Source organism: Curtobacterium sp. NPDC088465 (genome assembly GCF_044753165.1).
Classification (GTDB): Bacteria; Actinomycetota; Actinomycetes; order Actinomycetales; family Microbacteriaceae; genus Curtobacterium.
In genome coordinates this window covers 1,192,351-1,204,532 of the sequence record NZ_JBIVMR010000001.1, presented here as the reverse complement: position 1 = coordinate 1,204,532, position 12,182 = coordinate 1,192,351, and the positions used below count along the sequence as shown (strand labels likewise).

Sequence of the window (12,182 nt, the reverse complement as noted above, 5' to 3'; positions counted from 1 at the left end):
GACGCAGGGGCAGTGTTCCACGTGGAACACTGCCCCTTCTCGTTGTGGCCGTCCCGTTGGGCGCTGCCGCGATCGTCGGCGAGGTTGCTCATGCTGTGGCATCGGTGACCGCGCGGCGCGCGCTCGGCACGATTCCGACTCGCAGCGCAGGGAGGACCGCGGGTACCGGAGCGGTGACGGCCATCGTCGTCCTCGGTTTCGCGAATGCAGGCCCCGAACCGAACGCGGTGAACCGGTGGCGCGCCCGTATCGCGGTGCGCACGGCGCGGCGGTACGAAGCGGCGGGTGACACTGCCACCGTCGTGTGCTGCGGCGGAGCGGTGCGCGGTGCGTTCCCTGAGGCTGATCTACTCGAGGATGCGGTGCGCAGGCTCGAATGGACCGGTGCGATCAGGAAGGATCGCGACAGCGTCTCCACATGGGAGAACATCGCGAACGCGAGGCCGATGATCGCCGCCGCCGACCGCGTCGTCATCTGCTCGAACGGACTCCACGCCGCGAAGGGGCGAGCGTACCTCCGCCGCCAGGACCCGCACCTGGCGTCGAAACTGGCCCCAGCGCTGGACTATCGCGTCGGAGAGATGCTCTGGGCCAAGCCGGTCTTCGCCGCCGTCGGTATCTGGAAGCTCCTCCGGACGCGCCGTTCCACGTGAAACACTCCGACGAGTGGTCCCCGGATGCACTGTCGCCCGTCGTGGGACGGTTGACGAGGACGTCTCCGGGGAGGGCGCTGAACCACGTGATCCGGACGCGGTGAACAGAGCCGGCGTGCGTTCGTCATCTCCATCGGGAGAGGGGCGCGGAGGCCGATCATGCTCGCCAGCGCGGTAGAGGTACTGCATCGCCGGTTCCCAAGCGGAGATTGCGCCGATCAGTCCCTCGGCTGCTGACCGGGTGCGGACAGCTCTCGCACGACGGTCGTCGTCGAGGTGCACCGCGCCGCCGATTCTCCAACCTCGACCCTTCGTGCAGCCCCGAGCCTCGCATTGGTGCAGGAGCGGACTCAGGGCGCCTCGTGCACCACGGGCAAGCCGGTCGTGAATTGGTGCATCCGGCGCACAGGTGCCGCACATCGCTCCGGTCCTGGTCGACCCCGACGGTGGCCTACGGGCGTCGCAGGATGCATCGGGTTCGCGCTCGCACCGCCGAACGGCTCGGCTCGAGCCTCACCTGAGCCGATGCCGTCGGTCGCAGCGATCCTCGTCCTCCTCGATGAACCCCCGCCAGCCCAGAGACCGTATCCCGCGGCCCGGTTCACTTCGCGCGCGTCGCGGGCCGAGCGGGGGAGGGCGGCGCTGCAGAACGACCAGTGCGGACGAGTTCGAGTAGAGCGAGACCCTTCCGACCCTGATGCAGCGCAGCCACGGGATGCGGGCCATCCGCACGACACCCTTCGCAGGTCGCCTCCCGTGGATGGTGCGGGCATCTGCATCCTCATCCCGGACGTCCCGCTACCGTCACCAGGCGGCGAGGTAGGCATCACCTGGCGCCGTCGAGGTCGTCGCACCACCGCCGTCCGTCCGCGGCGCCCGACGGTACTGCCGACGGCCAGGGAGCCGTGCCGCCCGTAGCCGCAGACGGACCGCTCGGTGTCACACCTTCCGCACATCCGGGTTGGGCCGACCTACTCAGTTCGAAGTCCCCAGCGCCCGCTCGCTCGTGCCGCCAGCGTGAGGACGAACGATGCGCTGCCCGCTTACGGTGTGAGGTCGGGTCTCAGCACCAAGCCACGCGGCCGTCGTCCGCCCGAGGTCCGGCGCCGCACCCGTCCCGGGTTGTTCTGATCGAACGCCGTCACAAGCATCGTTGCGCCGTCGCCGTCGCCGTTGCCAGGGAGGCCGAGCACCAAGCCGTTTCTGTCGCGCACGACCGCTCGTTTGACGGGCGCACTGCCGGTACCGCGAACACGAGGATCGTGGTCGAGGTCGAGGTCGACGACCGACGCACTCGGAGGACAAGAGGGAGAGAGACCATGGAGCAGTGATGGTGCCAGCACGTCCGGTGGCCCGTCATCGCGTAGCGGCCATGCGATCCGCGTACTGCCGCAGGCTCACCCCAGCTGCACTCCGCGAGCCGTACGCCGGCACAGGCTCCGATCGGTAGCACCGGAAGAACTCGGTGGCGTACGCAGCCTTCTCCAGCTCGCAGGGACCACCGGCAGGCACGCACATCGCCACATCGTCGAGATGTGCGGGCCGCGAGCGCCCGAGCAGCCTCGCGAGACGAGACGGCTGACCCGAACAACCGGATTCAGACGTTTCACGTGGAACACTGCCTCAACGGCCTTGGCGTACGCGCGAGCGCAGCTGTCGCCCTCGGCGCCTCGTCAACGCCGCCGTACGCCCCGCAGGCGGCCGAACAGGTCCGACCGGGGACTGGATGACGGGGACGCACAGTACGCTCCGCACACGGCCACAGGGCGCCGTCCCTGCACCAACGACGGCCTCCGAGCGCGTCTAGCCAGCGATGTCGCTGATGCCCAGCTCGCCGAGGATGCGGTTGAGATCATCGCCGTTCGCGAAGTCGATCGTCACCGAGCTCTTGCGAGCACCAACCGCGATCTTCACGCGTGTGTTCAACCGATCACCGATGCGCTCGGCGAGGTCGTTGAAGTGCGCCTGTCGCTTCGTCGGCTCCGCCTTCGGCTTCACCGGCGTCTTGGCCGACAACTGCTGCGCGATCGCCTCTGCGGCCCGGACGGAGAGGTCCTCGTTGACGATCTTCTCGGCGAGGTACTCCATCGCCTCGGCGTCCGGTGCCGCGAGGACGGCACGTGCGTGTCCCGCGGACAGCACACCGGCAGCGACGCGGCGCTGGACGGGGGAGGGCAACCGGAGCAGACGGATCGTGTTCGTGATCTGCGGACGCGACCGGCCGATGCGCTGCGCGAGCTGCTCCTGCGTGATCCCGAAGTCCGCGAGCAGCTGCTGGTACGCCGACGCCTCTTCCAACGGATTGAGCTGTGCACGATGCAGGTTCTCGAGCAGCGCGTCCCGAAGCATCGCGTCATCAGGGGTGTCCTTGACGATCGCGGGGATGGTCGCGAGCCCGAGCTCCTTCGTGGCACGCAGACGACGCTCACCCATGATGAGCTCGTACTGCGCCTCGGTGCCTGATGCGCCGGCGATCGGACGGACGACGATGGGCTGGAGCACACCGATCTCGCGGATCGAGTGGACGAGCTCCTGGAGCTCCTCCTCGCGGAACTCCTTGCGCGGCTGCTGTCCGTTCGGCACGACGTCGAGCGGATTGAGGTTCGCCAGACGTGCGCCGGGAACGGCGACGAGGTCCTCAGCGGTCGCACCGGCGGAGGGTGCCGAGGCCGGGGAGCCGCCCGTCGGGAAGAACACGTCGACGGGCCGGTCCTGCTGGTCCGACGCCGTCGGGATCAGGGCGCCGATGCCTCGTCCGAGTCCAGTTCGCTTGGGTGCCATCAGTCCTGCGCTCCTCGTGCTGCGATCTCGGCGGCTGCCTCGAGGTACGAGAGCGAGCCCGACGAGTTGACGTCGTACGACACGACGCTCTGTCCGTAACTCGGTGCTTCGCTGACGCGCACCGACCGGGGGATCACGGCCTTCAGCACCTGCTCGCCGAAGTGCTCACGGACATCCGCTGCAACCTGGTTGGACAGGTTCGTGCGTCCGTCGAACATCGTGAGCAGGATCGTCGACACCCGGAGGTTCGGGTTGAGGTGCCGTTCGATCAGCTCGATGTTCCGCAGGAGTTGGCTGAGGCCCTCGAGCGCGTAGTACTCGGTCTGGATCGGGATCAGCACCTCCTGCGCGGCGACGAATGCGTTGATCGTCAGGAGGCCGAGCGAAGGCGGGCAGTCGATGAAGACGTAGTGGTACGGCTCCTCGAGCGACGACAGGTACTGGTCGAGCGCCGTGCGCAACCGCTGCTCGCGCGCCACGAGGGAGACGAGTTCGATCTCCGCGCCCGCCAGGTGGATGGTCGCCGGGACACACCAGAGCGTCTCGGACTCTGGCGATCGTTGAACAGCATCGGCGATCGGCGCCTCGTCCACGATCACGTCGTAGACGCTGGTCACTTCGGCCTGGTGCTCGACCCCGAGCGCGGTCGAAGCATTGCCCTGCGGATCGAGGTCGATCACCAGGACACGGGCACCACCGTGCGCGAGGGCAGCCGCGAGGTTCACCGTGGTGGTCGTCTTCCCGACGCCACCCTTCTGGTTCGACACGGTGAACACGCGAGTCTTCGCGGGGAGCGGGAACTGCTGCGTGGCGATCGCTCGCCGCCGCCGGTTGAGGTCAGCGATCTCGCGAGCCAGGGGCGTCGACGAGTCGTAGTCGGTCGATGAACTCAACGAAGACCTCTTCCCCGGGTCAGTGTTCCACGTGGAACGTCGGGCTCTCTGGTCCAGCACAGCCGGACCCAGCCGCGGCGTCAGTCAACTGTAGCCCGGAAGACTCGCGTGGTCTCCTCGACCACACCGTCTCCGAGCTCGAGCACCTCGACATCGGCCAGGCGCTTCCGGAGGATCACCTTCCGAGCCTTCTCGATCTCTTCGTCGACCCGCGCACCCTTCATCAGGATGAGCTGACCGCCCGACCGCACCAGCGGGACCGTGAGCGGGATGAGCTTCGACAGCGCACTCACCGCACGAGCCGTGACCTGGTCGACGACGACCGAGTCTGCGACGTCCTCGGCCCGCCCGCGGAGGACGGTGACGTTCCCCAGCCCGAGTCGCTCGGATTCGGCGTTCAGCCAGTCGCAGCGACGCTCCATCGGTTCGATGAGCGTGAAGGAGACGTCGGGACGGGCGATCGCGAGCACCAGGCCAGGCAGCCCTGCTCCGGAACCGACGTCCGCGACGCGACCTTCGACCTCCAGGAGCGGCGCGAGCAAGGCAGAGTTGAGGATGTGTCGCGTCCACAGGCGGGGGAGTTCGAGGGGGCCGATGAGGCCCAGTTCCTCGCCGCGACGAGCAAGCTCGGCCGTGAAGGACCGCGCGACCTCGATGCGGTCGCCGAACAGCTGCGCAGCGGCAGCCGGCTCCCGCTCGAGGACCGGCGTGACCTCGTCGGTCATCGCGTGACGACCGTGTGGCGGTCTCGTCCCTCGCCCTCGGACTCCGAGTGGAAGCCCTTCTCGGCAACCAGGTCGTGCACGAGCTTGCGCTCGTAGGACGACATCGGGGGGAGCGCCGCCGACGTCGAACCGCTCTCGATGCGCTCGACAGCGGTGTCGACCAGACGCTGGAGCTCCGTCGCTCGGGCGTCACGCGAGCCACCGACGTCCAGGATGAGGCGGCTGAACTCGCCGGTCTCGGCCTGCACGGCGATGCGGGTCAGCTCCTGCAGGGCCGACACCGTGTCCGGCTTCGAGAGCACCCGCAGCGCGCCGCCCTCGTCGCTCACGGACAGGTACACCCGTCCGCCACGCTCCTCGATCTCGATGTCCCCGTCGAGGTCGCAGATGTCGAGGAGTTCCTCGATGTAGTCCGCCGCGATGTCCGCTTCGTCGCGGACCTCGTCGGTCTCGGTCTCCGCCGCGGCGTCGACGGTGGGTGCGGTGTCCTGCTCGGTCACTTACTTCTTCCCGTTCTTCTTGGAGCGGTTCTTGCCGACGGGCTGCTGACGCTGCGTGGTCACGCGGACGGGCTCGACCTCGACCGCGGTGGAGCCAGCGCCGGCCTCGGCGAGCACCGGGGTGCCGCGACGCTGGGCCTTCTTGGCCAGGCGGGCCTCACGGGCGAGTGCGGCCTCGGAACCCGGGGTCGGCATGCTGCGGATGACGAAGTACTGCTGCGCCATCGTCCAGATGTTGGAGGCCAGCCAGTAGAACATGACGCCGAGGGGGAAGCTCAGACCCGAGATCACGAACACCAGCGGGAGGATGTACAGCATCATCTTCTGCTGGCGGTACATCGGCGACGCCTTGGTCTCCGGCGACATGTTCTTCGCCACGAGCTGCAGCTGGGTGACGAACTGCGATGCGGTCATCACGACGATCATGAAGCCCGCGATGACCCGGACCTCCCACCCGGAGGCGTTCGTGAAGGTCTCGTGCAGGGGAGCGCCGAACAGGGCCGCGTTGCCGAAGTCCTGCGCCAGGGTGTTCGTGAGCAGACCGATGCCGGTCTTGTTGATCTGCGCCTCGTGCAGCACCGAGTACAGCGAGAAGAAGATCGGCATCTGGATGAGCAGCGGCAGGCAGGAGCTCAGCGGGTTCGTCCCGGTCTCCTTGTAGAGGGCCATGGTCTCGCGGCTCATGGCCTCACGCGAGAACTGGTCCTTCTTGCCCTTGTACTTGTCCTGGATCTTCTTCAGCTGCGGCGCCACCTCGAGCATGCGTCGCTGCGACTTGATCTGCCGGACGAAGATCGGGATGAGCGCGGCCCGCACCACGAAGGTGAGGAAGATGATCGACAGCACCCAGGTGATGCCGGCCGACGGGTCCATGCCGATCGACTCGAAGATCCAGTGGAAGGCCACGAGGATCGCCGAGACCACCCACTTCAGTGGCCAGAGGATCGTTCCGATGAAGTCCATGAGGACGGTCACGCCTTTCGAGTGCGCTGGGGGAGCAGGACCGGACGACGGGCATCGCCGGACGGCTGGGGGTGCAGCTGGGACGGGGGGAGCACGAACCCGAACCGGGTCAGGCGGTAGGGACGGCGGCGGTCCCGCACGTCGTCGATCCCGCCTGCGGCCCACGGGTTGCACCGCGCGATCCGCCAGGCCCCCATCGCCGACCCGCGCACGACGCCGTACTGCTGGATGGCCTCGAGCGCGTACCGTGAGCACGACGGGTGGTAGCGGCAGACGTTCCCGTACAGGGGAGAGATGACCGCGCGGTAGGCGCGCAGCACGACGACGCACACGTTGCGCGGGAGCAACGCGACGACCCAGGCCAGTCGGTTCAACGCCAGCCGGGTCCACTGGATGCGGTTCATGCTGCCTTCTCCACCCCGCGCGCGAAGGAGCGCGAGACGTCTCCGAGCAGGCTAGGCCATCCGGCCTGCGCCGCGGCTGGCAAGGCCCTGATGACCACGTCGTGGCCGGTCGGCACCTCGGTCAGCAGATCGTGGGCGATCGCCTTGAACCGACGTCGCACCGTGTTGCGGGTGACGGCGTTGCCGACCGTCTTCGCGACGATGAACCCGAAGCGGGTCGGGTCGTCCGGACCGGGCTCGGCCCCGACGGGTCGACGGACCACGGATACGACGACGTGCGCCGTGGCGCTCCTGCGACCACGACGCACGACGGACCGGTAGTCCTCACCGCGGACGATGCGGTTGGCGCGAGCCAACACGATCGCTACCGGGTTCCGATTCGGGACCGGATCAGGCGCTGCCCCGAGGGGCGCAGCCCGATCAGGCGCTGAGCTCGGTGCGGCCCTTGCCGCGGCGCGCGGCCAGGATGGCGCGGCCGGCACGGGTGCGCATGCGGGCGCGGAAGCCGTGCTTCTTGGCGCGACGACGGTTGTTCGGCTGGAAGGTGCGCTTGCTCATGATGATCTCCACACGGCTGCGCTCGAGGACGGGCTCAGCGCGAGCCGACACGTATGTCTGGACAGCCGCTCGACGAGGCCGAACGACACGATGGGCGCGACCAGGTGGCCGCAGTCAACTGGTTAACGGTACGTGACAGCGGCGGTGAGGTCAAACGGCGACGACGGCCGCCCTCGTCCGAGGTGAGCGCACGATCATCATCCACATTGGGGAAAACGTGCGTTCGGTACGACTCGGTCGGACCCTTTACAGTGGTGTGATCGATCGGCCCGTTCCGCGGAGCGACGGGGGAGTCACCTCACCGTCCGCAGCCGGGCCACCGTGGACAGGACTGTGGACAACCCTGTGGATCACCGCCACGGCGTGACGGCGGTCCGGCCCGTGGATCGGCCGCGCCGGACACCACTCGCGGAGCGGCACCGACCCGGCGCGCCGGAGTCCCGCCGTTCCGGGCACCGAGCACCGAGCACCGAGCACCACGGCACGGGACCGGCGCCACGACACCAGCACACCGACACCAGACCAGGAGACCAGCGCGAATGACGATGCCGGCCGACCCCGTCGAGGACCTCTGGTCCTCCGTCCTGGGCCTCCTCTCCGAGGACGACCGCATCACCCCGCAGCTGCACGGCTTCCTCAACCTGGTCGAACCGAAGGGCGTGCTCGCCGGCACCCTCTACCTCGAGGTCCCCAACGACCTGACACGGGGCATGCTCGAGCAGCGGATCCGGGTCCCGATCACCGAGGCCGTGTCGCGGGTCGGTGACGACTCGGTCGCGAACTTCGCCATCACGGTGAACCCGGACATGGCGTCGGAACCGCGGGTCGAGGCGGTCGTCCCGAGCCACGTCCCCGAGTACGCCGAGCCGGTGCAGGCGCCGGTGGAGCAGAGCGCGGCACCCCGCCAGTACATCGAGGCACCGTTCGTCCCGAGCCAGATCGACTCCCCGGGCACCGGCGGTCGCCCCGAGTCGCGACTCAACCCGAAGTACAACTTCGACAACTTCGTCATCGGCTCGTCGAACCGCTTCGCCCACGCCGCCGCGGTCGCGGTCGCCGAAGCTCCGGCCAAGGCGTACAACCCGCTCTTCATCTACGGCGACTCCGGTCTCGGCAAGACGCACCTCCTCCACGCGATCGGCCACTACGCCGAGAGCCTCTACCCGGGCATCCGTGTCCGGTACGTGTCGAGCGAGGAGTTCACCAACGACTTCATCAACTCGATCGCGAACAACCGGTCGAACCAGTTCCAGCAGCGCTACCGCGACATCGACATCCTGCTGATCGACGACATCCAGTTCCTGCAGGGGAAGGACTCCACGCAGGAGGCCTTCTTCCACACGTTCAACACGCTGCACGACCACAACAAGCAGGTCGTGATCACGTCGGACGTCGCGCCGAAGCACCTGACCGGCTTCGAGGACCGGATGCGCTCGCGGTTCGAGTGGGGCCTCATCACGGACGTGCAGGCGCCGGACCTCGAGACGCGCATCGCGATCCTGCGCAAGAAGGCGCAGTCCGACCACCTGCAGGTCCCCGACGACATCCTCGAGTTCATGGCGTCGAAGGTCTCGAGCAACATCCGTGAGCTCGAGGGGACGCTCATCCGCGTCACGGCGTTCGCGAGCCTGAACCGGACGGCCGTCGACATGGCCCTGGTGCAGACGGTCCTCAAGGACCTGATCACCCTCGACGACGACAACGTGATCGCGCCGACGGACATCATCAACCACACCGCGGAGTACTTCAAGCTCTCGGTCGACGACCTGTACGGCTCGTCCCGGTCGCAGGCGATCGCGACCGCGCGGCAGATCGCCATGTACCTGTGCCGTGAGATGACGAGCCTGTCGCTGCCGAAGATCGGGCAGCTGTTCGGCAACCGCGACCACACCACGGTCATGTACGCGAACAAGAAGATCACCGAGCTGATGAAGGAACGACGGTCGATCTACAACCAGGTCACCGAGCTGACGAGCCGCATCAAGCAGGACCGCCGCTACCGCTGACGCGGACGCGAGCAGGACGCGGACGCGAGCAGGACGCGGACGCGACCAGCTGACGGACGGGAGGCACGGTGCGACACGGCACCGTGCCTCCCGTCCGTCGTCTCCCCTCGACCCGACATCCGTCGCACCGGTGTCCGACCGGGAGGCCCGCCCCACGGCCCCGGATCGGCCCGCCTCGGCGCGCATCCACCATCTGAGACGGTTCCATGCGCCGAGTTTCCCCCAGTGTGGAAAGCCTGTGGATAACTGTGGAGGACACGCGGTCCGGTTGTTCACAGTTCTGTACCCACCTGTGGAGACTGGGGATGGAAGCGGATAGATGAGATTTGTTCATCCAGACGCTGCCAACACGGGACTCACAACTCACACGTGTGTAGTTCCCTGTGGAGAAGCGGGATGCACAGAGTTATCCACACTGTGCACAGGCGTTAACACCATTGATCCTGGTTAACGATGAAGTTCCGCGGGCCAACCTTGTGGACGGCGGGATGACAAGAAATCCGGGCCCTGCTCCGCTGTGCCACAATGGGGCGGCCGGACAGTCCGCACCGATCGACAGGGGTCCCAGCTGTGAAGTTCGAGGTCAACCGGGACGTCTTCTCCGAAGCCGTCTCCTTCGCGGTGAAGCTCCTCCCACAGCGCACGACCCTCCCGATCCTGTCCGGAGTCCTCATCCACGCCGAGGGCGATCGGCTCACGCTGTCGTCGTTCGACTACGAGGTCTCGGCGCAGACCTCGATCACGGCGCAGATCGACGAACCGGGCACCGTGCTCGTCTCCGGCCGTCTGCTCAACGACATCTCGAGCCGACTGCCGAACGCCCCGGTGACCTTCACCACCGAGGACACGAAGATCTCCGTCACCTGCGGATCGGCGCACTTCACGCTGCTGTCCATGCCGGTCGAGGAGTACCCGACGCTGCCGGAGATCGGTGAGCAGACCGGGGTCGTCCCCGGCGACGCCTTCTCCGAGGCCGTGTCCCAGGTGGCCGTCGCCGCGAGCCGCGACGACGTCACCCCGGTCATCACCGGTGTGCAGCTCGAGGTCGGCGACAACGACCTGTCGCTCATCGCGACCGACCGCTACCGCGTCGCGGTCCGCACGATCGCGTGGGACTCCGGTCGTGTCGGATCCGACCCGCTGCACGCGCTCGTCCCCGCCCGCACCTTGCAGGAGGTCGGCCGCACGTTCGGGTCGGCGTCCACGGTGTCGGTCTCGATCAGCGGGTCGTCGGACCGCGAGCTCATCGCGTTCCACGCCGACGACAAGACCGTGACCTCGCTGCTCATCAAGGGCAACTACCCGCCGGTCCGCCGGCTCTTCCCCGAGACGGTGAACGACCACGCGGTGATCAACACCGCCGAACTCGTCGAGGCCGTCCGACGGGTCTCCCTCGTCCTGGAGCGCGAAGCGGCGCTCCGGTTCTCCTTCTCGGTCGACGGGCTCACGCTCGAGGCGATCGGATCCGAACAAGCGCAGGCGTCAGAGTCGATCAGTGCGTTGCTGACCGGGGAGGAAACGGTGGTCTCGCTGAAGCCCGCCTTCCTCCTGGACGGGTTGAACGCGGTGCACTCCGAGTTCGTCCGCATCTCCTTCACCAAGACGGAGAACCCCAACAAGCCGGGTCCGGTGCTCATCACCGGGCAGACCTCGCAAGAGGCCGCGGCGACGGACGGATACCGGTACCTGCTGCAGCCCAATCTCCTGCTGCGATAGCGCAACAGCCGTACCACTGCGCTGACGCGCCTCTGGCCACCAGCGCGACGACGAACAGAAGAGGAAATCATGCACATCGGTCTTGTCGGCCTCGGTCGCATGGGCAACAACATGCGTGCCCGTCTCCGCAACGCAGGCATCGAGGTCACCGGGTACGACGCGAACCCCGCCGTCTCCGACGTCGCGGACCTCGGCGCCCTGGCAGCCGCACTGCCCGAGGGCAAGAAGCTCGTGTGGGTCATGGTCCCGCACGGCAAGATCACCGACGACGTGATCACGGACCTCGCCGGCGTCCTGGGTGAGGGCGACCTCGTCATCGACGGTGGCAACTCGAAGTGGCTGGACGACACGATCCACGCCGAGCAGCTCGACGCCAAGGGCATCCGGTACATGGACGCCGGTGTCTCCGGCGGTGTCTGGGGCAAGGACAACGGCTACGGCCTGATGGTCGGTGGCGCCCCCGAGGACGTCGAGTTCGCCATGCCGGTCTTCGACGCACTCCGCCCCGAGGGCCCCCGCGAGGAGGGCTTCTCGCACGCCGGCCCCGTCGGCGCAGGTCACTACGCCAAGATGGTCCACAACGGCATCGAGTACGCGATCATGCAGGCGTACGGCGAGGGCTACGAGCTCCTCGAGGCCAAGGACATCATCAAGGACGTCCCCGCGGTCTTCGCCGGGTGGCAGCGCGGCACCGTCGTGCGCTCCTGGCTGCTCGACCTGATGGTCCTCGCGCTGAACGAGGACCCGAAGCTCGACGCCATCGAGGGTTACGTCGACGACTCCGGCGAGGGCCGTTGGACGGTGGAGGAGGCCATCGAGCACGCCGTGCCGATGCCGACCATCTCCGCGTCGATCTTCGCGCGCTTCGTCTCGCGTCAGGGCAGCGCGTCCCCGACGATGAAGGCCGTCGCGGCCCTGCGCAACCAGTTCGGCGGTCACGCCGTGAAGAAGGCGTAGTTCAGGTCACCACCTGAGCTCGTCCC

The 12,182-nt window shown here is 67.7% G+C and carries 12 protein-coding genes; 4 read left to right on the top strand and 8 right to left on the bottom strand.

The features are described from left to right. The first annotated feature begins 95 nt into the window (after positions 1-95). On the top strand, positions 96-653 hold the full coding sequence (locus ACIP6W_RS05625; RefSeq protein ID WP_400428619.1) for a YdcF family protein: 558 nt from the start codon (positions 96-98) through the stop codon (positions 651-653). Between the two features lie 1,803 nt (positions 654-2,456). Here ACIP6W_RS05625 and ACIP6W_RS05620 read toward each other — a convergent pair. The 8 genes from ACIP6W_RS05620 to rpmH form a co-directional block, all read right to left on the bottom strand. Beyond that, complete coding sequence (locus tag ACIP6W_RS05620) at positions 2,457-3,434, bottom strand: ParB/RepB/Spo0J family partition protein (RefSeq protein WP_251154398.1); 978 nt, start codon at positions 3,432-3,434, stop codon at positions 2,457-2,459. Further along, a complete protein-coding gene (locus ACIP6W_RS05615) occupies positions 3,434-4,327 on the bottom strand; it encodes a ParA family protein (protein ID WP_066657539.1) in 894 nt (297 codons plus the stop codon). Before ACIP6W_RS05615 ends, ACIP6W_RS05620 begins: the two co-directional genes overlap by 1 nt. 80 nt (positions 4,328-4,407) lie before the next feature. Further along, entirely contained in the window at positions 4,408-5,052 is a 645-nt protein-coding gene (gene rsmG, locus ACIP6W_RS05610) for a 16S rRNA (guanine(527)-N(7))-methyltransferase RsmG (protein WP_400428617.1), read from the bottom strand. Beyond that, complete coding sequence (locus tag ACIP6W_RS05605) at positions 5,049-5,552, bottom strand: R3H domain-containing nucleic acid-binding protein (protein ID WP_251154396.1); 504 nt, start codon at positions 5,550-5,552, stop codon at positions 5,049-5,051. The genes rsmG and ACIP6W_RS05605 overlap by 4 nt, the downstream gene beginning before the upstream one ends. Further along, the gene (yidC, locus tag ACIP6W_RS05600) at positions 5,553-6,515 is read right to left on the bottom strand and encodes a membrane protein insertase YidC (RefSeq protein ID WP_066658860.1); all 963 of its coding nucleotides are present in this window, start codon (positions 6,513-6,515) and stop codon (positions 5,553-5,555) included. A gap of 8 nt (positions 6,516-6,523) precedes the next feature. Then, positions 6,524-6,919 (bottom strand): membrane protein insertion efficiency factor YidD, encoded by a 396-nt coding sequence (gene yidD, locus ACIP6W_RS05595; protein ID WP_081985178.1) that lies wholly within the window; start codon positions 6,917-6,919, stop codon positions 6,524-6,526. Further along, positions 6,916-7,278 carry a ribonuclease P protein component gene (gene rnpA, locus ACIP6W_RS05590; protein WP_066657545.1) on the bottom strand — a complete coding sequence of 121 codons (363 nt, stop codon included), beginning with the start codon at positions 7,276-7,278 and terminating at the stop codon, positions 6,916-6,918. The genes yidD and rnpA overlap by 4 nt, the downstream gene beginning before the upstream one ends. Before the next feature lie 61 nt (positions 7,279-7,339). Then, positions 7,340-7,477: a 50S ribosomal protein L34 gene (gene rpmH, locus ACIP6W_RS05585; protein WP_043595303.1), complete on the bottom strand. Its 138-nt coding sequence runs from the start codon at positions 7,475-7,477 to the stop codon at positions 7,340-7,342. 539 nt (positions 7,478-8,016) lie between these two features. Here rpmH and dnaA point away from each other — a divergent pair. The 3 genes from dnaA to gnd all read left to right on the top strand — a co-directional run bounded on the left by dnaA (position 8,017) and on the right by gnd (position 12,156). Next, a complete protein-coding gene (gene dnaA, locus ACIP6W_RS05580; RefSeq protein ID WP_066651121.1) occupies positions 8,017-9,483 on the top strand; it encodes a chromosomal replication initiator protein DnaA in 1,467 nt (488 codons plus the stop codon). A gap of 570 nt (positions 9,484-10,053) precedes the next feature. Beyond that, positions 10,054-11,199: a DNA polymerase III subunit beta gene (gene dnaN, locus ACIP6W_RS05575; protein ID WP_066651122.1), complete on the top strand. Its 1,146-nt coding sequence runs from the start codon at positions 10,054-10,056 to the stop codon at positions 11,197-11,199. 69 nt (positions 11,200-11,268) lie between these two features. Beyond that, positions 11,269-12,156: a phosphogluconate dehydrogenase (NAD(+)-dependent, decarboxylating) gene (gene gnd / locus ACIP6W_RS05570; RefSeq protein WP_066651124.1), complete on the top strand. Its 888-nt coding sequence runs from the start codon at positions 11,269-11,271 to the stop codon at positions 12,154-12,156. Positions 12,157-12,182 lie beyond the last annotated feature (26 nt).